The 19,615-nt window shown below is 71.3% G+C and carries 20 protein-coding genes; 8 read left to right on the top strand and 12 right to left on the bottom strand.

All coding sequences use genetic code 11. From position 1 onward, the window contains the following. Positions 1-48: 48 nt before the first annotated feature. From DLJ49_RS13240 to DLJ49_RS13220, 5 genes are read right to left on the bottom strand one after another with little or no spacing between them, the layout of a single operon-like run. Positions 49-453 carry a RidA family protein gene (locus DLJ49_RS13240; RefSeq protein WP_115394032.1) on the bottom strand — a complete coding sequence of 135 codons (405 nt, stop codon included), beginning with the start codon at positions 451-453 and terminating at the stop codon, positions 49-51. Then, entirely contained in the window at positions 450-869 is a 420-nt protein-coding gene (locus DLJ49_RS13235) for an acyl-CoA thioesterase (RefSeq protein WP_115394031.1), read from the bottom strand. Before DLJ49_RS13235 ends, DLJ49_RS13240 begins: the two co-directional genes overlap by 4 nt. A gap of 40 nt (positions 870-909) precedes the next feature. Further along, complete coding sequence (locus tag DLJ49_RS13230; RefSeq protein ID WP_115394030.1) at positions 910-2,109, bottom strand: acetyl-CoA C-acyltransferase; 1,200 nt, start codon at positions 2,107-2,109, stop codon at positions 910-912. Next, positions 2,109-3,215 carry a 3-hydroxyacyl-CoA dehydrogenase gene (locus tag DLJ49_RS13225; RefSeq protein ID WP_115394029.1) on the bottom strand — a complete coding sequence of 369 codons (1,107 nt, stop codon included), beginning with the start codon at positions 3,213-3,215 and terminating at the stop codon, positions 2,109-2,111. The genes DLJ49_RS13230 and DLJ49_RS13225 overlap by 1 nt, the downstream gene beginning before the upstream one ends. Positions 3,216-3,222: 7 nt before the next feature. Beyond that, the gene (locus DLJ49_RS13220; RefSeq protein WP_115394028.1) at positions 3,223-3,987 is read right to left on the bottom strand and encodes an enoyl-CoA hydratase/isomerase family protein; all 765 of its coding nucleotides are present in this window, start codon (positions 3,985-3,987) and stop codon (positions 3,223-3,225) included. A gap of 120 nt (positions 3,988-4,107) precedes the next feature. On the opposite strand from DLJ49_RS13220, the gene DLJ49_RS13215 reads away from it, so the two are divergent. From DLJ49_RS13215 to DLJ49_RS13185, 7 genes are all read left to right on the top strand, one after another. Next, entirely contained in the window at positions 4,108-6,396 is a 2,289-nt protein-coding gene (locus DLJ49_RS13215; RefSeq protein ID WP_115394027.1) for a bifunctional salicylyl-CoA 5-hydroxylase/oxidoreductase, read from the top strand. Further along, positions 6,393-7,145: an SDR family NAD(P)-dependent oxidoreductase gene (locus DLJ49_RS13210; RefSeq protein WP_115394026.1), complete on the top strand. Its 753-nt coding sequence runs from the start codon at positions 6,393-6,395 to the stop codon at positions 7,143-7,145. The genes DLJ49_RS13215 and DLJ49_RS13210 overlap by 4 nt, the downstream gene beginning before the upstream one ends. Beyond that, a complete protein-coding gene (locus DLJ49_RS13205) occupies positions 7,142-7,612 on the top strand; it encodes a MarR family winged helix-turn-helix transcriptional regulator (RefSeq protein ID WP_115394025.1) in 471 nt (156 codons plus the stop codon). Before DLJ49_RS13210 ends, DLJ49_RS13205 begins: the two co-directional genes overlap by 4 nt. Further along, positions 7,609-8,421, top strand: a complete 813-nt coding sequence (locus DLJ49_RS13200; RefSeq protein ID WP_115394024.1) for an enoyl-CoA hydratase family protein — start codon at positions 7,609-7,611, stop codon at positions 8,419-8,421. Before DLJ49_RS13205 ends, DLJ49_RS13200 begins: the two co-directional genes overlap by 4 nt. A 1-nt stretch (position 8,422) precedes the next feature. Further along, complete coding sequence (locus DLJ49_RS13195; protein WP_115394023.1) at positions 8,423-9,562, top strand: acyl-CoA dehydrogenase family protein; 1,140 nt, start codon at positions 8,423-8,425, stop codon at positions 9,560-9,562. A gap of 14 nt (positions 9,563-9,576) precedes the next feature. Beyond that, a complete protein-coding gene (locus DLJ49_RS13190; RefSeq protein WP_115394022.1) occupies positions 9,577-11,193 on the top strand; it encodes an AMP-binding protein in 1,617 nt (538 codons plus the stop codon). 435 nt (positions 11,194-11,628) lie between these two features. Next, a complete protein-coding gene (locus DLJ49_RS13185) occupies positions 11,629-12,867 on the top strand; it encodes a flavin-dependent oxidoreductase (protein WP_115394021.1) in 1,239 nt (412 codons plus the stop codon). A 36-nt stretch (positions 12,868-12,903) separates the two neighbouring features. On the opposite strand, the gene DLJ49_RS13180 is transcribed toward DLJ49_RS13185, so the two are convergent. From DLJ49_RS13180 to DLJ49_RS13150, 7 genes are all read right to left on the bottom strand, one after another. Next, a complete protein-coding gene (locus DLJ49_RS13180) occupies positions 12,904-13,344 on the bottom strand; it encodes a cupin domain-containing protein (RefSeq protein WP_115394020.1) in 441 nt (146 codons plus the stop codon). Positions 13,345-13,368: 24 nt separating this feature from the next. Further along, positions 13,369-14,076 carry an ABC transporter ATP-binding protein gene (locus DLJ49_RS13175; protein WP_199533372.1) on the bottom strand — a complete coding sequence of 236 codons (708 nt, stop codon included), beginning with the start codon at positions 14,074-14,076 and terminating at the stop codon, positions 13,369-13,371. Further along, positions 14,073-14,834 carry an ABC transporter ATP-binding protein gene (locus DLJ49_RS13170; protein ID WP_115394019.1) on the bottom strand — a complete coding sequence of 254 codons (762 nt, stop codon included), beginning with the start codon at positions 14,832-14,834 and terminating at the stop codon, positions 14,073-14,075. The genes DLJ49_RS13175 and DLJ49_RS13170 overlap by 4 nt, the downstream gene beginning before the upstream one ends. Further along, a complete protein-coding gene (locus tag DLJ49_RS13165) occupies positions 14,831-15,811 on the bottom strand; it encodes a branched-chain amino acid ABC transporter permease (RefSeq protein ID WP_115394018.1) in 981 nt (326 codons plus the stop codon). The genes DLJ49_RS13170 and DLJ49_RS13165 overlap by 4 nt, the downstream gene beginning before the upstream one ends. Further along, positions 15,808-16,734: a branched-chain amino acid ABC transporter permease gene (locus DLJ49_RS13160; RefSeq protein ID WP_115394017.1), complete on the bottom strand. Its 927-nt coding sequence runs from the start codon at positions 16,732-16,734 to the stop codon at positions 15,808-15,810. Before DLJ49_RS13160 ends, DLJ49_RS13165 begins: the two co-directional genes overlap by 4 nt. A 73-nt stretch (positions 16,735-16,807) precedes the next feature. Further along, positions 16,808-17,965, bottom strand: coding sequence for an ABC transporter substrate-binding protein (locus DLJ49_RS13155; RefSeq protein WP_115394016.1), 1,158 nt, complete (start codon positions 17,963-17,965; stop codon positions 16,808-16,810). A 253-nt stretch (positions 17,966-18,218) separates the two neighbouring features. Then, positions 18,219-18,761: a MarR family winged helix-turn-helix transcriptional regulator gene (locus DLJ49_RS13150; RefSeq protein ID WP_115394015.1), complete on the bottom strand. Its 543-nt coding sequence runs from the start codon at positions 18,759-18,761 to the stop codon at positions 18,219-18,221. A gap of 169 nt (positions 18,762-18,930) precedes the next feature. Between DLJ49_RS13150 and DLJ49_RS13145 the strand changes: the two genes are divergently transcribed. Beyond that, complete coding sequence (locus DLJ49_RS13145; protein ID WP_115394014.1) at positions 18,931-19,614, top strand: fumarylacetoacetate hydrolase family protein; 684 nt, start codon at positions 18,931-18,933, stop codon at positions 19,612-19,614. Position 19,615: the final 1 nt, after the last annotated feature.

Raw genomic sequence — 19,615 nt, 5'->3', positions numbered from 1 at the left:
GCTCTTGCTCACCCTCCGCTCCTGAAGCGGCAGGGCGGCGCCAGCGCTTCAGCAGGCAGGCGGCAGAACGGCGGTCGCCTCGATCTCGACCTTCGCCGCGTCCTCGACCAGCGCCGAGACGACGACCATCGTCATTGCGGGGAAGTGGTAGCCCATAATCTCGCGGTAGGCGCGGCCGACCTCCTTCTGGTGGGCGAGATACTCGGCCTTGTCGGTGACGTACCAGGTCAGCCGTACGATGTGCTCGGCCCGCCCCCCCGCGGCCTCGACCACGGCGAGGATATTGCGCAGCGCCTGGCTCATCTGGCCGATGAAGTCGTGCGCCTCGAAGACCTGCTCCGCGGTCCAGCCGATCTGGCCGCCGACGAACAGCATCCTTCCCTCGGCGATCATGCCGTTGGCATAGCCCCGGGCCGGCTTCCAACCCTCGGGATGGACGGTGATGGTGCTCACGACGCGGACTCCTCAAGGTATTCGGTCAGGCGCGGGCGGATGCGGTCGGGCCAGGGGCGCGACTTCATCGCCGCGATGTCGACGCAGACGAGGGTGCCGGTGGCCCGCAGCCGCCGCACGCCCGCCCCCTCGGCCACCATGACGAGGTCGGCCGTCGCACCGCCGAGCCGCGAGAGGGTGAGCCGCCAGTCGAGCACGTCGCCCAGCCGCGAGGGCGCGGTGAAGCGCGCCTCGATCTGTCCCATCGGCACGCCGACGCCATCCTCGACATGCATCGCGCCGAACGACCAGCCGATCGCATCGTCGAAGAAGCTCTCCACGAGGTCGTTCATCATCTCGAAATAGCGCGGGTAGAAGACGATCCCCGCCGGGTCGCAATCGCGGAACCGCACCTTGCGCTGCCAGTGGAACGTCATCGGCGCGTGCTCCCATCGGCGGTGATGCCGGTCGTCATGGTCAGACCTCTCGCGGCAGGGCTTCGAGGGCCAGCGCCACGCCCTGCCCGACGCCGACGCATAGCGTGGCAAGCGCCCGGCGCACCTCGCCCCGGCCGACGGCGCCGGCGGCCAGATGGGCGATGCGGGCGCCCGACATGCCGAGCGGGTGGCCGAGCGCGATGGCGCCACCCTCGGGGTTGAGGTGGGCCGCGTCGTCGGGCAGGCCCCAGGCGCGGGTGCAGGCAAGCACCTGCGCGGCGAACGCCTCGTTGAGCTCGATCCGGTCGAAATCGGCGATGGTCAGGCCGGTGCGCTCGGTCAGCCGCTCCATCGCGGCGACCGGGCCGATCCCCATGATGCGCGGCGCCACCCCGGCCGAGGCGGCGGCGGTGACGCGGGCGAGCGGCGTCAGGCCGTGGCGCGCGACCGCCTCTTCCGAGGCGACGATCAGCGCTGCCGCCCCGTCGTTGACCCCCGAGGCGTTGCCGGGGGTGACGGTGCCGGGGTCGGCGAAGGGGGTGGGCAGGCGGCCCAGCTTTTCCAGCGTCGTCTCGCGCGGGTGCTCGTCGTCGGCCACGACCACCGGCTCTCCCCGGCGCTGCGGGATCGTCACCGGCGCGATGTCCTCGGCCCGGCGGGCGGCATGGGCGGCGGTGCGCTGCTGGGAGCGCAGGGCGCAGGCGTCCTGGTCGGCGCGGGCGATCCCGCGCTCGGCGGCGAGGTTTTCCGCCGTCTCGGGCATCGAGTGGATGCCGAACTCCGCCGCGATCCGCTTGTGCACGAAGCGCCAGCCGATCGTCGTGTCGTGGATCTCGGCCGCGCGGGAAAAGGCGCTGTCGGCCTTGGGCATCACGAAGGGGGCGCGCGACATCGACTCGACGCCGCCCGCCAACACCACTTCCGCCTCACCCGTCGCCACCGCCCGCGCGCCGTGGATCACCGCGTCCATGCCGGAGGCGCAGAGGCGGTTGAGCGTCAGCGCCGGCACCGTCTCCGGCAGGCGCGAGAGCAGCACCGCCATGCGGGCGACGTTGCGGTTGTCCTCGCCAGCCTGGTTGGCGCAGCCCATCGCCACCTCGCACGGCACCAGCCCCGGAGCGGTGTCGAGCAGCGCGTCGATGACGTGGGCCGCCATGTCGTCGGGCCTCACGGGGGCGAGCGCGCCGCCGTAGCGGCCGATGGGCGTGCGGCGGCCCTGGGCGATGATGGCCGGGCGCATCAGGCGGACTCCATCGCGCGCAGGGCGGCAGCGGGGGCATAGCGGCCCTTCAGATGCGCGGGCGCGGCGGCCTCGAGCGCCTCCAGCCGGGCCACGATGGCAGCCGGCCCGGCCGCGCGGGCGATCTCGAAGGGGCCGCGAGGAAAGTTGAGACCGAGCCGCATGGCGGTGTCGATGTCGTCTTCCGCGACACCCTCGGCCAGCAGGCTCGCCGCCTCGTTGACCAGCGCCGCCTCGATCCGCTCGGCCGCGCCGGGCGCCGGCCCCGCCGCGCCGGGGTCGGGCGTCACGAAACCCTCGCCCGACTTGCGGCCCAGCCGGCCCGCCACGACCTGCCGCCTCAGCGCGTCGAAGACGTGGTAGCGGGGGTGCCCGCCCATGGCCCGTGCCACACTCTCCGAAGCGGCGAGGTTCACGTCGGCGCCCACGAGGTCGATGAGCGCGAACGGGCCCATCCGGTAGCCGGCGGCAACCATCGCCGCGTCGATGGCGGCGGGCTTGGCCCCCTCTTCGAGCATCGCCAGCGCCTCGCCGTAGAAGGGCCGTGCGCAGCGATTGACGATGAAGCCGGGGCTGTCGGGCGCGCGCACGGGCGTCTTGCCCCAGGCGCGCAACGTCTGCTCGAGCATGGGCGCCAGCCCCTCCGCCCCATCGGGCAGGATCACCTCGACCAGCTTCATCGCGTGCGCCGGGTTGAAAAAGTGCAGGCCGATCAGCGGTGTGCCGGCCGCGCCGGCGATCTCGCGGATCGCCAGCGACGAGGTGTTCGAGGCGCGCACCGCCCCCGGCGCGGCCCGGGCGAGTTCGCGGAAGATCGCGGCCTTGACATCGAGCCGCTCCACCGCCGCTTCGATCACCAGCTCGGCCCCGGCATGGCAGGCGAGCTCGGTGCCGGTCACGATCCGGCCCAGCGCCGCGGCGGCATCTTCCCCGGGCAGCTTGCCCTTTCGGACGGCGCGCGACAGGCTGGCGCCGATGGCGTCGCGCGCCGCCTCCAGCGCGGGCTCCGACACGTCGGTCAGCGTCACGGCGCAGCCCGCCTGCGCGGCGACCTGGGCGATGCCGCGCCCCATCGCGCCTGCGCCGACGACCCCGATGCGCTCCATCGCCACCTCAATGCCCCTCGAAGACGGGCGCGCGCTTTTCGCGGAACGCGGCGATCCCCTCCGCCTTGTCGGCGCTGTCGAGCAGCGCCTCGAAGGCCAGCCGCTCGGCCACGAGCCCCTCGGCCAGCGGCCCCTCGGCGGCGTCGATCACCGCGCGCTTGGCGGCCGCCAGCGCCAGCGGCGCGCGCCCCGCCAGCCGCTCGGCCAGCGCCGCCGCCTCGTCGGCCCCGCTCTCGGCGAGCCACGCCACGAGACCCCAGTCGAGCGCGGTCGGCGCGTCGATCCGTTCTCCGGTCAGGATCATCCGCATCGCGCGGGCGCGACCCACCAGCGCGGTCAACCGCTGGGTGCCGCCCGCGCCGGGGATCAGACCCAGCGACGTCTCGGGCAGGCCGAAGGTGGCGCCCTGCCCCGCGACCACGAGATCGGCCATCAGCATCAGTTCGCAGCCGCCGCCGAGGCAGGAGCCCTCGACCCCCGCCACGACCGGCTTGGGGAACGACCGGATCGACGCCCACGCCGCCTTGCGCGGATCGGCGGCGCCCTCGGCCGAGCCCTTGGCCGCGATCTCGTCGATATCGGCGCCGGCGGCGAAGTGCCCGCCCTCGCCCACGAGGCACGCGACGCGCACGCCGCCGTCCTCGGCCGCCGTGCCCAGCGCCGCCGCGAGGTCGGCCAGCAGCGCGGTGTTGAGCGCGTTGCGCCGGTCGGGCCGGTTGAGCCGCAGGTGCAGGACGGCGCCGCGACGCTCGGAAATCAGGTGCTCGCTCATCACCCTTGATTGTCCCGCTCGGGGCATAAATTTCAAGCATAAAGTTTTAAGCTTGAAATGAATCGCGCCCGCTGCCAGTCTGACCGACGATCCGGGCGCTCACACGGGGAGAGAACCGCGATGAAAGTCGTCTGTCTCGGCGGCGGGCCTGCCGGCCTCTACTTCGCCATCTCGATGAAGCTCCGCGACCCCGGCCACGAGGTGACGGTGCTCGAGCGCAACCGCCCCGACGACACGTTCGGCTGGGGGGTCGTGCTGTCGGACGAGACGCTGCAGAACCTCGGCAGGAACGATCCGCGCTCGGCCGAGATGATCCACGCCCATTTCGCCTACTGGGACGATGTCGCGGTGCACCACAAGGGCGTGCGCACTGTCTCGACCGGGCACGGCTTCTGCGGAATCGGGCGCCGGAAGCTCCTGGAGCTGTTGCAGGAGCGGGCGCGAGAGCTGGGCGTCGACCTGCGCTTCGAGACCGAAGTCGACGATATCGAGCACCTGATGGCCGAGAACGATCTCGTCGTGGCGGCCGACGGCATCAACTCGAGGACGCGCCACCGCTTCGAGGAGAGCTTCCGCCCCGAGATCGACCGCCGCGCGTGCAAGTTCGTCTGGCTGGGCACCCACGCCAAGTTCGACGACGCCTTCACCTTCGTCTTCGAAGAGACCGAGCACGGCTGGGTCTGGGCGCATGCCTACCAGTTCGACGACGACACCGCGACGTTCATCGTGGAATGCTCGGAAGACACCTGGCGCCGCTGGGGCTTCGGCGAGATGACGCAGGACGAGAGCATTGCCGCCTGCGAGCGCATCTTCGCGCGCCATCTCGGCGGGCACCCGATGATGTCGAACGCCAAGCACCTGCGCGGCTCGGCCTGGCTCAACTTCAACCGGGTGCTCTGCGAGAAGTGGCACCACGAGAACGTCGTGCTGCTGGGCGACGCCTCGGCCACCGCGCATTTCTCGATAGGGTCGGGCACGAAACTCGCGCTCGAAAGCGCGATCGCGCTCGCGGATTTCGTCAACGCCGAGCCGAACCTGGAAGGTGCCTTCAGGAAATACCAGGAGGATCGGCGCCTCGACGTGCTGCGTCTGCAATCGGCCGCCCGCAACTCCACCGAGTGGTTCGAGGACGTGGAGCGGTATCTCCACCTCGACCCGGTGCAGTTCACCTATTCGCTGCTCACCCGCTCGCAGCGGATCAGCCACGAGAACCTGCGCCTGCGCGACGCGGCGTGGCTGCGCGAGGCCGAGGAATGGTTCCAGGCGCAGGCGGGCGCGAACGGGGTGCACCGCGCGCCGATGTTCGCCCCCTTCACCTTGCGCGACATGCGGCTGAAGAACCGCGTCGTCGTCTCGCCCATGGCGCAGTACAAGGCGGTGGACGGCTGCCCGACCGACTGGCACTTCGCCCACTACGCCGAGCGCGCCAAGGGTGGCGCGGGGCTGGTCTATGTCGAGATGACGTGCGTCAGCCCCGAGGGCCGGATCACGCCGGGCTGCCCCGGCCTCTATGACCCTTCGCACGAGGCGGCGTGGGCGCGGCTCGTCGATTTCGTCCATGCCGAGACCGACGCGAAACTCTGCATGCAGATCGGCCATGCGGGCCGCAAGGGCTCCACCCAGCTCGGCTGGCACGAGATGGACGCGCCGCTGGAGTCGGGGAACTGGCCGCTTCTGTCGGCCTCGGCCATCCCCTGGTCGGGCCGCAACCAGGTGCCGAAGGCGATGGACCGGGCAGACATGGACATGGTGAAGGGCCAGTTCGTTGCCGCCACCGAGATGGCAGAGCGCGCCGGCTTCGACATGATCGAGCTGCACGCCGCCCACGGCTACCTCATCTCGTCGTTCATCTCGCCGTTGTCGAACATCCGCGAGGACGACTACGGCGGCTCGCTCGAGAACCGGATGCGCTACCCGCTCGAGGTGTTCGCCGCGATGCGGGCGGCCTGGCCCGGGGACAAGCCGATGAGCGTGCGCATCTCGGCGACCGACTGGGCCGGCGACCGCGGCATCGACGGCGAGGAGGCCGTCGAGATCGCCCAGATGTTCCGCGACGCAGGCGTCGATATCGTCGACGTCTCGGCGGGCCAGACCTCCGTCGAGGCGCGACCCGTCTACGGGCGGATGTTCCAGACGCCCTTCTCCGACCGCATCCGCAACGAGCGGGGCATCCCGACGATGGCGGTGGGCAACATCTACGAGCCCGACCACGTCAACTCGATCCTGATGGCGGGGCGGGCCGACCTCGTCTGCCTCGCTCGCCCGCACCTGGCCGACCCTTACTGGACGCTGCACGCCGCCGCCGCCCTCGGCGACGAAGACACCGCATGGCCCGACCCCTACCTGCCCGGCCGAGACCAGATCCGCCGCCTCGCGCAGCGGGGCGAGGGCATCGGGATCCGCGTATGAGCGCGCTTGCGGGCAGGAGCGCGCTCGTCACCGGCGGCGGCACGGGGCTCGGGGCCGATCTCGCCCGCGGCCTTGCCGCGGCGGGCGCCGAGGTGTGGATCGCCGGGCGCACCGAGGCGCGGCTTTCGGAGGTGGCCGAAAGCGCCCCGCGCATTCACCCGGTGGTGGCCGACGTCACCGACGAGGCGAGCGTGGCCGCCATGTTCGACCGGGTCGGCGCAGCGGAGATCGTGATCGCCAATGCCGGCGCCTCGGAGAGCGCGCCGCTTGCCCGCACCGGCCTCGAAGCGTGGGAGCGGATGCTGTCGGTCAACCTCACCGGCGTGTTCCTGACCTTCCGCGAGGCCGTGCGCCGGCTGGGCAAGACGCCCGGCTGGGGGCGACTGATCGCGGTGGCCTCCACCGCCGGGCTCAAGGGCTACCCCTACGTTTCGGCCTATTCGGCCGCCAAGCACGGCGTGGTCGGCCTCGTCCGCTCCACCGCGCTGGAACTCGCCCGCACCGGCGCCACGGCGAACGCGCTCTGCCCCGGCTTCCTCGATACCGAGATGACGGAACGGAGCGTCGCCAACATCGCCGAAAAGACCGGCATGAGCGCCGAGGACGCGCGCGCCGGCCTCGAGGCGATGAGCCCCCAGCGGCGCCTGATCCGCCCCGCCGAAGTCACCGCCGCCGCGCTCTGGCTCTGCGGGCCGGGTTCCGAGGGGATCACGGGGCAGGCCATCGCCATCGCGGGGGGCGAGGCATGAGCGAGGTGAAGCCCGCCGCGCCGTCCCCCTCGCCGCTGTCGAAGCAGCGGCTGCGGCTTTGGCTGCGCCTCCTGCGGGCCACGCGCACCACCGAGGCCGAGCTGCGCGAGCGCCTGCGCAAAGGGCACGACAGCACCCTGCCCCGCTTCGACGTGCTCGCCACGCTCAACCGCTATCCCGGCGGGCTGCGCATGTCGGAACTGTCGACGCACCTGAAGGTGTCGAACGGCAACGTCACCGGCATCGTCGAGCGGCTGGTGGCAGAGGGTCTGGCCGAGCGCGCGAGCGTCGAGGGCGACCGCCGCGCGCATCGGGTGCGGCTGACCGAGACAGGGCGCGCGCGCTTCGCACGCATGGCCGCCGAGCACGAGGCGTGGATCGACTCGATCTTTGCCGATCTCGACGAGGCCGAGCTCGACACGATGATCGGGCTGCTGGGGCGCATCGGACAGGAGGGTCAGCAATGAGCGACATGACCGGCCACGCGCCGCGGCACTTCGACTGGCAGGTGGAGGGGCGGGTCGCCACGATCCGCCTGCATGGGGCCGAGCGGAAGAACCCGCTCACCTTCGACAGCTACGCCGAGCTGCGCGACACCTTCCGCGCCCTGCCCTATGCGGGCGATGTCGACGCGGTGATCCTCGCCTCGAACGGCGGCAATTTCTGCTCGGGCGGCGACGTTCACGACATCATCGGCCCGCTCGTGGCGATGGACATGAAGGACCTGCTCACCTTCACCCGGATGACGGGCGATCTGGTCAAGGCGATCCTGCATTGCCAGAAGCCGGTGATCGCCGCGGTCGACGGCATCTGCGTGGGCGCGGGCGCGATCCTGGCCATGGCCTCCGACCTTCGGCTGGCCAGCCCCGAGGCGAAGTGCGCATTCCTGTTCACCCGCGTCGGGCTGGCGGGGGCCGACATGGGCGCCTGCGCCATGCTGCCCCGCATCATCGGGCAGGGCCGCGCGGCGGAGCTGCTCTACACGGGGCGCTCCTTCGGCGCCGACGAGGGCCACGCCTGGGGCTTCTGGAACGCGGTGCATCCGGCCGACCGGCTCGACGCCGAGGCGGCGAAGCTCGCGGGGCGGATCGTGGCAGGTCCGACCTTCGCCCACGGCATCACCAAGACGCAGATCAACCAGGAATGGAACATGGGGCTCGACCAGGCGATCGAGGCCGAGGCGCAGGCGCAGGCGATCTGCATGCAGACCAAGGACTTCGAGACCGCCTATCGCGCCTTCGTGGCGAAGGAAAAGCCCGTTTTCGAGGGCCGCTGACATGTCCGACCGCTCGTTCCTCGACTGGCCGTTCTTCGACGACAGCCACCGCGCGCTGGCCGAGGAGCTGGAGGCGTGGTGCGCCGCAAACCTGCCCGCCGACCATGGGGATGTCGACGCGGCCTGCCGCGGGTTGGTGGCGAAGCTGGGCGAGGCCCGTTTCCTGCGCCACACCGCGACCGGCGACGGCACCGCGCCGGACGTCCGCACCCTGTGCCTGATCCGCGAGACGCTGGCCCGCCACGACGGGCTGGCCGATTTCGCCTTCGCCATGCAGGGCCTCGGGATGGGGCCGGTCACGCTGTTCGGCACGGCCGAGCAGCGTGCCTGGCTGGAGAAGACGCGCAGCGGCGCAGCCATCTCGGCCTTCGCGCTGACCGAGCCGGCCTCCGGCTCCGACGTGGCGAACATCGCCATGCAGGCGCGGGCTGACGGCGACGGCTGGGTGCTGAACGGCGAGAAGACGTGGATCTCGAACGGCGGCATCGCCGACGTCTACACCGTCTTCGCCCGCAGCGGAGAGGGGCCGGGCGCGAAGGGCCTGTCGTGCTTTCTCGTCCCCGCCGACACGCCGGGGCTGGAGGTGATCGAGCGGCTGGAGGTGACCGCGCCGCACCCGCTCGCGCGCCTCCGCTTCGACGGCCTTCGCCTGCCTGCCGACGCGCTGATCGGCGAGGCGGGCAAGGGCTTCCGCATCGCGATGTCGGTGCTCGACGTGTTCCGCTCCACCGTGGGCGCCGCCGCCCTCGGCTTCGCCCGCCGGGCGCTCGACGAGACGCTGGGACGGGTGCGCGCGCGGCACCTGTTCGGCGCCCCGATGGGCGACTTGCAGATGGTGCAGGGGCACGTGGCCGACATGGCGCTCGGCGTCGATGCGTCGGCCCTGCTCGTCTACCGCGCCGCCTGGGCGAAGGACACGGGCGCCGGGCGCGTCAGCCGCGAGGCCGCGATGGCCAAGCTGCACGCCACAGAGACCGCGCAGACGGTGATCGACGCGGCGGTGCAGCTGCATGGCGGCGACGGGGTGCGGGCCGGGCACATCACCGAGCAGCTCTACCGCGAGATCCGGGCGCTCAGGATCTACGAGGGCGCGAGCGACGTGCAGAAGGTTGTCATCGCCCGCGCCGCGATGGGCGGGTGAAGGGAGGCGACAAGATGCTGGGGCCGACGGGACATTCCGACACGTTCGCGCGGGACAACCTCCCGCATTTCGCCGACTGGCCCGAGATCGCCCTCGACGGCTTCGACTACCCGGACTGGCTCAACGCGGGCGTCGAACTGACCGACCGGATGGTCGAGCGCGGCTTCGGCGACTACACGGCGCTGATCGGCAACGGACGGCGGCGCACCTACAAGGAGCTTGCCGACTGGACGAACCGGCTGGCCGCCGCGCTCGTCGACGAGTACGGCGTGCGCCCCGGCCACCGCGTGCTGATCCGCTCGGCCAACAACCCCGCCATGGTCGCCTGCTGGCTCGCGGCCACCAAGGCCGGGGCGGTCGTGGTCAACACCATGCCGATGTTGCGGGCGGGGGAGCTGGCCAAGATCGTCGACAAGGCCCAGGTCTCTCTCGCGCTCTGCGACACGCGGCTGATGGACGAGCTGGTGACCTGCGCCAAGGACAGCCGCACCCTCAAGACGGTCGTGGGCTTCGACGGCACCGCCAACCACGACGCCGAGCTCGACCGCGCCGCGCTGAACAAGCCGGTGGTATTCGATGCCGTCCGCACCGGGCGCGACGACGTGGCGCTTCTGGGCTTCACGAGCGGCACCACGGGCACGCCCAAGGCCACGATGCACTTTCACCGCGACATCCTCATCATCGCCGACGGCTACGCGCGCGAGGTGCTGGGCGTCCGGCCCGAGGATATCTTCGTGGGCTCGCCGCCCCTGGCCTTCACCTTCGGCCTCGGCGGCCTCGCCGTGTTCCCGCTGCGCTTCGGCGCCTCGGCGGTGCTGCTCGAGAACGCCTCGCCGCCGAACCTCATCGAGATCATAGAGCGTTACGGCGCGACCGTCTGTTTCACCGCGCCCACCGCCTACCGCGCGATGCTGCGCGCGATGGACGAGGGGGCGGACCTGACGAGCCTGCGCGCCGCCGTCTCGGCGGGCGAGACGCTGCCCGCGCCGGTCTATGACGAGTGGATCGCCAAGACCGGCAAGCCGATGCTCGACGGGATCGGCGCGACCGAGATGCTGCACATCTTCATCTCCAACCGCTTCGACGACCATCGTCCCGCCAGCACCGGCCGGCCCGTGACCGGCTACGAGGCCCGCATCGTGGGCGAAGACATGGCCGAGGTGCCGCGCGGCGAGGTCGGCCGGCTCGCCGTGCGCGGGCCGACAGGGTGCCGCTACATGGCCGACCCGCGCCAGAAGGACTACGTGCGCGGCGGCTGGAACCTGACCGGCGACAGCTTCTGGCAGGACGAGGACGGGCGCTTCCATTTCGCCGCGCGATCGGACGACATGATCGTCTCCTCGGGCTACAACATCGCGGGGCCCGAGGTGGAGGCGGCCCTGCTCGCGCACGAGGCGGTTGCCGAATGCGCCGTAATCGGCGTGCCCGACGGCGAGCGCGGCGCCATCGTCGAGGCGCATGTCGTGCTCGCCGACGGGCACCGGCCCGGCGAGGCGATGGCGCTGACGCTCCAGACCTTCGTCAAGGAGACGATCGCGCCCTACAAGTATCCGCGTTCGGTAAAATTCGCCGCAGCCCTGCCCAAGACGCAGACCGGCAAGATCCAGCGCTTCCGCCTGCGCGACGGGTAAGGACGCGGGCGTCAGACGAACGGGCGACACAGGTGCTTCAAGGTTGAAACTTCACGCTTGAAGCATGTCGGGGAGGCTTCTAGCCTTCCGTGCACGACGGGCCGGGCCGCCCCCGCAAGAGGCTGCCGGAACCGCCCCACGGCCGCCGGAAGGAACCGGCGGGTGCCGTGGCCAGGGAGAGGGAGAGCCGACATGGCACGACGCAGGAAGGTGGCCATCACCGGGGGTGGCCTCAGCCGCCTCGCGGCAGCCACGGCGTTCCGGCTCACGGCGACAGGCACGACCCGCACGGGTCTTCCGCGGCGCCGCAGATGTCTCCCCGATGGGTGACGGGGCGGAGCGCAGCGGCCGGACGCCGGCTTTGACCCGGGGAAGGGGGCAGATCCTGCCGGGCCGGGACTGCACAGCGAGAGCAAGCGGGGAGGAGCGCGCGCAATGAAGGTGCTGATCGCAGGCGGCGGTATCGGCGGGCTGACGCTCGCGCTGATGCTGCACGAGCGCGGAATCGCGGCGCAGGTGTTCGAGCAGGCACGCTCGGTGGGCGAGCTGGGCGTGGGCATCAACACCCTGCCCCACGCCATCGCCGAGCTCGAGGGCCTCGGCCTGCTGCCCGCGCTCGACCTTGTGGCGCTCCGCACCCGGCGGCTGATCTACAAGACCGGCCGGGGCGACGACATCGTGGCCCAGCCCCGCGGAACGTGGGCGGGCTTCGCCACGCCGCAATTCTCGATCCATCGGGGCCGGCTGCAGCGGGTCATCCACGACGCAGTGCTGGAGAGGCTCGGCCCGGACGCGGTGCAGACCGACCGCCGGCTCGTCGCCTTCGAGGACGCGGGCGACGGCGTGACGGCTACATTCGAGAGCCGCGAGGGCGCACGGCACGAGGCGCGCGGCGACGTGCTGGTCGGGGCCGACGGCATCCACTCGACCATCCGCAGCCACTTCTACCCCGACCAGGGACCGCCCTCGTGGCAGGGCGTGCTGATGTGGCGGGGCGCGGCGTGGTGGCCGCGTTTCCTCGACGGTCAGAGCATGATCGTGGCGGGCGGCATGGCCCGCAAGCTGGTGCTCTACCCCATCGCGCACGACCCCGCCCGGCCCGGAGAGGCGCTGACCAACTGGGTGGTCTGTGCGAAGGTTGGAGACGCCTCAACGCCCATACCCGCGCGGGAGGACTGGTCGCGCCGGGCCCCGGCGGACGAGGCGCTGGCAATGGCAGAGGGGCACCTCGGCGTCCCCGAGACCGACATCTTCGCGCTGATCCGGGCGACGGACGAGATCTTCGTCTACCCGATGTGCGACCGCGACGGGCTGCCGCGCTGGTCGCACGGTCGGGTGACGCTGATGGGCGACGCGGCGCATCCGATGTACCCGGTGGGGTCGAACGGGGCGAGCCAGGCGATCCTCGACGCGCGCGACGTCGCCGACCGGCTGGCCGAGGGGGGCGACCCGGTCGTGGCGCTCGCGGCCTACGACGCCGCGCGCCGCCCGGCGACCGCCGCCATCGTCGAGGCCAACCGCTCGGGCGGGCCGGAGCGGGTGATCGACTTCGTGGAAGAGCGCGCGCCCGAGGGCGGCTTTGCCGACGTGCACGACGTGGCGACGGCGGACGAGTTGCGCGCCATCGTGGGCGACTACGAGGCGCTGGCGGGCTTTGGCCGCGCGCGCGCCTGAGGGCGGCGCGCGGCCACGGCGCTCAGGCGATCCGGCTCACTCGGGCGGGGGCAGGAAGTTGACGTCGTGCTCGGCCGAGATGCGCACCAGTTCGGCCGGGTCGGTCAGCCCGTCGAGCCGGCCGAACAGGTCGAACAGCTTGCCCGAGGGCGCCACGCCGAAGGTGCAGGTGGCCGTCGCGCCCGAACGGTTGAAGATGCCGTGCGCCAGCCCCTTGGGCATGCGGATCAGGTCACCGGGGCCCGCGCCGTGCTTTTCCTCTCCGAATTCCACCTCGAGGGTGCCCTCGAGCATGTAGATCCACTCGTCCTGGAACGGGTGGATGTGCGGCGGCACGAAGGTGTCGGCCGGGATGACCGCGTGCCAGAGGAAGGCGTCGTCGGAATGGAGCTTGGGCGTGTAGGTGTGCCCCACCACGTTCCACGCCTTGCCGCCGAAGGCGTCGGCCGCCTTGGTCACCCCTTTTTCGAGTTGCATGTCCCCGGTTCTCCCTTGCTGTGACTAGAGGTGCAGGTATCGCTCGAGCTCGGCCGCCGGCACCGGCGACCCCGCCTCGCCCGCCACGGTGTCCACGATCTCGCCCTTCTCGATGACGTAGTGGCGGTCGGCCAGGGCCGCGAGCGCCCCCACGTTCTTGTCGATCAGCAGGATCGCCTCGCCCTCGGACTTGAGCACCTCGAGCCGCGCCCAGATCTCGTCGCGGATCAGCGGCGCGAGGCCCTCGGTCGCCTCGTCGAGGATCATCAGGCGCGGGTTGGTCATCAGCGCCCGCCCGATGGCCACCATCTGCTGCTCTCCCCCCGACAACTGCGCGCCGAGGTTCCTCCGCCGCTCCTCGAGCCGGGGAAAGAAGGCGAAGACCTCGGGCAGCGTCCAGCGGTTGCGCCCTTCGGGCGTCTTGGCGGCGGCGAGCAGGTTTTCCTCGACCGTCAGCGTGGGGAACACCTGCCGCCCCTCGGGCACCAGCCCCACGCCCGCGCGCCCCACCTCGTAGGAGGGGCGGCCGGTCATGTCGCGGCCGTCGATACGCACCGCGCCGCCCCAGGGCCGGATCATTCCCATGATCGCGCGGACCGTCGTCGTCTTGCCCATGCCGTTGCGGCCGAGCAGCGTCACCACCTCGCCCTCGCCGATGTCGAGGTCTATGCCGTGCAGCACCTGGGCCGAGCCGTAGCCCGCCGTCACACCGCGGAGCGAGAGCAGGCTCATGGCGCCCCCACGTGGTCTTCGCCCAGATAGGCAGCGCGGGCGTTGGCATCGACGCGCACCTCGTCGGGCGTGCCCGAGGCGACGATGGCGCCCGACACGAGCACCGACACCCGGTCGGCGAGGCTGAATACCGCCTCCATGTCGTGCTCGATCAGCAGGATCGGATAGGTCGCCTTCAGCGCGCGCAGCGTCTCGGTCAGCGTCGCGCTCTCGGCCCGGCCCATGCCCGCCATGGGCTCGTCGAGCAGCAGCACATGGGGCTCGCCGGCGATGGCGATGGCGAGTTCGAGCAGCCGCTTCTCGCCATGCGACAGGTGGCTGGCGACGAGGCCGGCGCGCGGGCCGAGGCCGACCACGCCGAGCGCCTCCATCGCGCGGGCGTTCAGCCGCTCCTCCCGTGCCGCCGGCCGGAAGAAGCGAAAGCTCGAGCCGTCGCGCATCTGCGCGGCGAGGGCGACGTTCTCAAGCACGGTGAACTCGGGCAGGATCGAGGTGATCTGGAACGACCGGCCCAGCCCCGCCACCGCGCGCTCGGCCTGGCTCAGATGCGTCACGTCGCGCCCCTCGAAGGCGATGCGGCCCGCGTCCGGGCGCAGCACGCCCGAGATCTGGTGGATCAGCGTCGACTTGCCCGCGCCGTTCGGCCCGATCAGGGCGTGGCACTCTCCCCGGCGCAGGTCGAGGTCGACCCCGTCGGTGACGACGAGCGCGCCGAACGCCTTGCGCAGCCCCTCGAGCCGGAGGACGACCGCGCTCATCGCGGCCCCTGCACCCGGTCGAGCAGACCGGCGAGGCCGCCGCGTGCGAACAGCGCGATCAGCACCAGCATCGGGCCGAAGATCAGCCGCCAGTCGTGGGTGAGCGACGACAGCGCCTCCTCGATCAGCACGAAGAACAGCGCGCCGATCAGGGCGCCGTTGCGCGTGGCCATGCCGCCCAGCACCACCATCACGATCAGGTCGCCCGACCGCTGCCACGCACCGAGCGAGGGGCTGACGAACTCGGCATGCACCGCCCACAGCACGCCCGCGAGCGCGGCGATGACGCCCGCGATCACGTAGGCGACGAGACGGTAGCGGAACACCGAATAGCCCATCGAGGCGACGCGGGTCGGGTTCTGCCGGGCCGCCCGCAGCACCCGGCCGAAGCGCGAGCCGACGATGGCATGCACCAGCGCCCAGCTTGCCACGAGCACGCCGAGCACGGTGATGTAGACGCCCGTGTCCGAGGCGAGCCAGCCGGTGCCGAGGAAGTCGGGCGCCGACCACAGCGTCAGCCCGTCGTCGGCGCCATACTGCGCCAGCGAGCCGAGCGCGAAATAGACCATCTGCCCGAAGGCGAGCGTGATCATGATGAACGACACGCCCGAGGTGCGCATCGCGATGGCCCCGCTCGCCACGGCGAAGAGGGCGGCCGCGCCGATCGCGACGGGCAGGATCAGCGCCATCTCGTAGACGCCCTCGGTGATCATGATGCCCGTTGCGTAGGCGCCGATGGCCACGAACGCGCTGTGGCCGAAGCTGACGAGCCCCCCGTGCCCCAGCAGGAGGTCGAGCGAGATCGCCACGATGGCGAAGATCATCGCCCGGATGGCGAGCGAGGTCAGCCATCCCCCGCCCCAGACGCCCGAGACGAGCGGGACGAGCGCGAGCGCGGCGAAGATCGCCACCGCCACGATCAGTCCGAAGGGAAGGCGCGGGCGCGCCGGGGCGACGGTCAGGGCCTCGTCGCTCATCGTGTCACCTTCGCGGCGAACAGGCCCTCGGGTCGCCAGAACAGCACCAGCGCCATCAACACGTAGATCAGCATCGAGGCGATGGCCGGGCCGATCTGGTTGGCCGCCGAGGCATCCATCGCCAGCCGCAGCCCGTCGGTCACCAGCGTCCGCCCCAGCGTGTCGACGAGGCCGACGAGCAGCGCCGCGACGAAGGCGCCCCGGATCGAGCCGGCGCCGCCGATGATGATGACGACGAAGGCCACGATCAGCAGGTCGTCGCCCATGCCCGGCTCGACCGAAAAGACCGGGGCGGCGAGCACGCCCGCAAGGCCCGCGAGCATCGCGCCGAAGCCGAACACGACGAGGAACAGCTGCCGCACGTTCACGCCCAGCGCCGAGACCATCTCGGGGTTGGTCGCGCCGGCGCGGATCAGCATGCCCACGCGGGTGCGGGTGATGACGTACCACAGCGCCGCCGCCACGAGCAGGCCCGCCACGATCAGCGCGACGCGGTAGGCGGGGTAGAGCAGCCCCGGCACCAGCTCGAACGACCAGTCGAGGAACTGCGGCACCTCGACCGTCAGCGCGGCGGGGCCGAAGATGACCTTCACCGCCTGGTTGAGGAACAGGATCACCCCGAAGGTCGCCAGCACCTGGCTGAGATGGTCGCGCGCGTAGAGATGTCGGAAGACGAGGAATTCGAGCACCAGCCCCAGCAGCAGCGCCAGAGGCAGCGCCAGCAGGAAGGCGGCGATGAAGCTGCCGGTCGCGCCGTAGAGCCAGACCGCCAGATAGGCGCCCAGCATGTACTGCACCCCGTGGGCGAGGTTGATGAAGCCCATCACCCCGAAGACGAGCGTCAGGCCGGCGGCGATCAGGAACAGGATCACCCCGAGCTGCAGCCCGTTGAGAACCTGGATCAGGATGAGGGTCGTCGACATCGGCCGTGGGCCCCGCTCTGTCGCGCCAGGGGGGCGGGGCCCGGGCGCCGCGGCGCCGGCCCCGCCGCCGGGATCACATGCTGCACTCTTCGGCGAAGCTGTCGGCGTAGTCGTCGAACACAAGCTCGCCCATCGACGTCACCCATGCCCCGTCGTCGCGCTGCGCGACCGAGAGCTGGTAGAAGTCCTGCACCGGGTAGTGGTTGGCGTTGAACGAGAAATCGCCCCGAAGCGACTGGAAATCGGCCGCCTCGAGCGCCGCGCGCAGCGCGTCCTTGTCCGACAGGTCGCCACCGACCGCGGCCACCGCGCTGTCGATCAGCATGGCCGCGTCGTAGGCCTGCATCGCGTAGCCGCCGGGCACGTAGCCGAATTGCTCCTCGAAAGCTGCCACGAAGGCCTGGCTCGCCTCGTTTTCCATGTCGGGCGCCCAGTTGCCGGCGGCGATAAAGCCCTCGGCCGCGTCCTGCTGGGCGGGCAGAGTCGTCTCGTCGGTGGTGAAGACCGACATGAACTGGATGCGGTCCGACAGGCCGGCGTCGTCGAACTGACGCACGAAGCGCACGCCGAGACCGCCCGGCGTGAAGGCGAAGACCGCATCGGCGTCGGACGTGGCAATGCGCGCGATCTCGGCCGAAAAGTCCTGGTGGTCGAGCGGCACGTAGACCTCGCCGGCGATCTCGCCCTCGTAGTGCATGCGGAAGCCTTCGAGATTGTCGCGGCCCGCCTGGTAGTTGGGCGCGATCAGGAAGACGTTCGACAGACCCGCCTGCTGGGCGTAGGCGCCCATCACCTCGGCGTTCTGGTTGTTCTGGTAGGAGGTGACGAAGAAATAGGGGTTGCAGTTGCGCCCGGCGAAGGTCGACGGCCCGGCATTGGGACTGATCAGGAAGGTCTCCGACTCCGTGACCGGCCGGAAGATCGCCTGCAGCATGTTGGAGAAGATCGTGCCGACGACGAAGTCGACGTTCTCGCCCTCGATCAGTCCGTTGGCCTTGGTGAGCGCCACGTCGGGCTTGAGCTCGTCGTCCTCGACGATCAGCTCGGCCGGCTCGCCGCCGAGCGTGCCGCCCAGCTCGTCGAGCGCCAGCTGGAAGCCGTCGACCGCCTGCTGGCCCAGCGCCGCCGGCGGACCCGACAGGGTCACCAGCATCCCGACCTTCACCTCGGCCGCCGCCGCCTGGCCGAGCGCGAGCAGGCTCGCCGCCGTCAAGAGTGCCTTCTTCGTCATTTTCTCTCTCCCCGTTGGCGCCCTCTCGCGCCGTGCTTCGCCCCATTCGGAGCCCCGACCCGGCCGCCCCGCTTCTTGTCCGGCGGGCCTGGCACGAGCCTGTTCCGGGGAGCGTGCCGCCGTCAATCCGGCTCTGCGGCGGAGGGTCGCGCGCCCCGATGGTCTGACGCTAGAACAGGCGCGGGGGTCCTTCAAGTATGAAATTTTAAGCCTAAAGCAGTTGCGTCATGCCGGTTTCGAGGACGGCGCCGCCTCAGCGCTGCGCCGCACGGGCCGACGGGGCACCCCCGCCCGCCGCGTTGTCAGGCGGCAGGGCGGGGCCGTCCTGCATGCCCTGCCCCGCGCCCGACCCGGCCGGCGCGATCGCGGCGAGCAGAGCGTCGAGCCCGCGGGCGAGCGCCGCGCGATCCTCGGGCGCCATCGCGCCGAGCATCTCGTTGGCGCGCGTCTCGACCTCGGGCAACGCGCGGGAGAAGACCGCGCGCCCCGCCTCGGTGCAGGCATAGATCCGCAGGCGCCGGTCGGCCGGCGAGATGGCGCGGCTGATCAGCCCCTTGTCCTCCAGCCTCTGGGCGGCGCGGCTCACCTGGACCTTGTCGAGCGTGGTGCGCCGGGCGATCTCGACCGAGGTCATGCTCGGCGTGCCCGCGAGCAGGAACAGGAGCCGCCATTCCTCTCGCGAGAGGCCGTAGGCGCGGCCGTAGACTTCCGCGAGGTTGCGCGAAAACGCTTCGGCCGCGACGGCGAGCCGGTAGGGAAAGAACGAGTCGAGGCCGGTGCGGTCGGCGGCGGACATGGGGCATGCACCTCCTGTCGTTTCGCATGCAACGATCTGATCATGGCGAAGTCGCGCCGCGCCGCAAGGGGGAAGGCGCGCGGCGCTGGCGCCTGTGTCGCCACAGGCACCGTCGATCCTGGCGGCAAGACGGTCTAGCAGGGGGAGGAGTGTCACCGAGGAGCCATCCATGACGGAATTCGTGATCGACCCGCACCCCGCCCCGGCCGTGCCCGTATCCGGGGGCGGCGCCTTTCCGGTGCGGCGCGTCTACTGCATCGGGCGCAACTATGCCGCGCATGCCGTCGAGATGGGCCACGACCCGACCCGCGAGCCGCCCTTCTTCTTCCAGAAGAACCCCTCGAACCTCGACGCCTCGGGCCGCTTCCCCTATCCGCCGCGCAGCGCGGACGTTCACCACGAGGCCGAACTGGCGGTGTTTCTCCGCTCCGGCGGCACCGACATCCCGGTGGAGCGGGCGCTCGACCATGTCTTCGGCTACGCCGCCGCACTCGACATGACGCGGCGCGACCTGCAGGGCGAGATGAAGCGTGCGGGCCGGCCGTGGGAGATCGGCAAGGCGTTCGAGCACTCGGCCCCGGTCGGCCCGGTCCACCCGGTATCTGCCATCGGCCACCCCTCCGAGGGCGAGATCGCGCTCAGGGTGAACGGCGAGATGCGGCAGCAGGGCGATCTGGCCCAGATGATCTGGAAGGTGCCCGAGATGATCGCGTATCTGTCGGAGTATTTCGAGCTTGCCGCAGGCGACGTCATCCTGTCGGGCACGCCGGCGGGCGTCGGGCCGGTGGCACGCGGCGACGTGATGGACCTGACAATCGCCGGCCTCGCGCCCCTGACGGTGACGGTGACCTGAC

This window comes from Rhodovulum sp. 12E13 (assembly GCF_003340565.1).
Taxonomy (GTDB): domain Bacteria; phylum Pseudomonadota; class Alphaproteobacteria; order Rhodobacterales; family Rhodobacteraceae; genus HLUCCA09.
The sequence above is the reverse complement of the archived record's forward strand: the minus strand, read 5'-3'. Positions and strand labels throughout refer to the sequence as shown.

Bases quoted from the DNA above. Each gene is read 5' to 3' on its own strand.
- DLJ49_RS13235 (WP_115394031.1), bottom strand. From the start codon at position 869: ATGACGTTCCACTGGCAGCGCAAGGTGCGGTTCCGCGATTGCGACCCG.
- DLJ49_RS13230 (WP_115394030.1), bottom strand. From the start codon at position 2,109: ATGCGCCCGGCCATCATCGCCCAGGGCCGCCGCACGCCCATCGGCCGC.
- DLJ49_RS13225 (WP_115394029.1), bottom strand. From the start codon at position 3,215: ATGGAGCGCATCGGGGTCGTCGGCGCAGGCGCGATGGGGCGCGGCATC.
- DLJ49_RS13220 (WP_115394028.1), bottom strand. From the start codon at position 3,987: ATGAGCGAGCACCTGATTTCCGAGCGTCGCGGCGCCGTCCTGCACCTG.
- DLJ49_RS13215 (WP_115394027.1), top strand. From the start codon at position 4,108: ATGAAAGTCGTCTGTCTCGGCGGCGGGCCTGCCGGCCTCTACTTCGCC.
- DLJ49_RS13210 (WP_115394026.1), top strand. From the start codon at position 6,393: ATGAGCGCGCTTGCGGGCAGGAGCGCGCTCGTCACCGGCGGCGGCACG.
- DLJ49_RS13205 (WP_115394025.1), top strand. From the start codon at position 7,142: ATGAGCGAGGTGAAGCCCGCCGCGCCGTCCCCCTCGCCGCTGTCGAAG.
- DLJ49_RS13200 (WP_115394024.1), top strand. From the start codon at position 7,609: ATGAGCGACATGACCGGCCACGCGCCGCGGCACTTCGACTGGCAGGTG.
- DLJ49_RS13195 (WP_115394023.1), top strand. From the start codon at position 8,423: ATGTCCGACCGCTCGTTCCTCGACTGGCCGTTCTTCGACGACAGCCAC.
- DLJ49_RS13190 (WP_115394022.1), top strand. From the start codon at position 9,577: ATGCTGGGGCCGACGGGACATTCCGACACGTTCGCGCGGGACAACCTC.
- DLJ49_RS13185 (WP_115394021.1), top strand. From the start codon at position 11,629: ATGAAGGTGCTGATCGCAGGCGGCGGTATCGGCGGGCTGACGCTCGCG.
- DLJ49_RS13180 (WP_115394020.1), bottom strand. From the start codon at position 13,344: ATGCAACTCGAAAAAGGGGTGACCAAGGCGGCCGACGCCTTCGGCGGC.
- DLJ49_RS13175 (WP_199533372.1), bottom strand. From the start codon at position 14,076: ATGAGCCTGCTCTCGCTCCGCGGTGTGACGGCGGGCTACGGCTCGGCC.
- DLJ49_RS13170 (WP_115394019.1), bottom strand. From the start codon at position 14,834: ATGAGCGCGGTCGTCCTCCGGCTCGAGGGGCTGCGCAAGGCGTTCGGC.
- DLJ49_RS13165 (WP_115394018.1), bottom strand. From the start codon at position 15,811: ATGAGCGACGAGGCCCTGACCGTCGCCCCGGCGCGCCCGCGCCTTCCC.
- DLJ49_RS13160 (WP_115394017.1), bottom strand. From the start codon at position 16,734: ATGTCGACGACCCTCATCCTGATCCAGGTTCTCAACGGGCTGCAGCTC.
- DLJ49_RS13155 (WP_115394016.1), bottom strand. From the start codon at position 17,965: ATGACGAAGAAGGCACTCTTGACGGCGGCGAGCCTGCTCGCGCTCGGC.
- DLJ49_RS13150 (WP_115394015.1), bottom strand. From the start codon at position 18,761: ATGTCCGCCGCCGACCGCACCGGCCTCGACTCGTTCTTTCCCTACCGG.
- DLJ49_RS13145 (WP_115394014.1), top strand. From the start codon at position 18,931: ATGACGGAATTCGTGATCGACCCGCACCCCGCCCCGGCCGTGCCCGTA.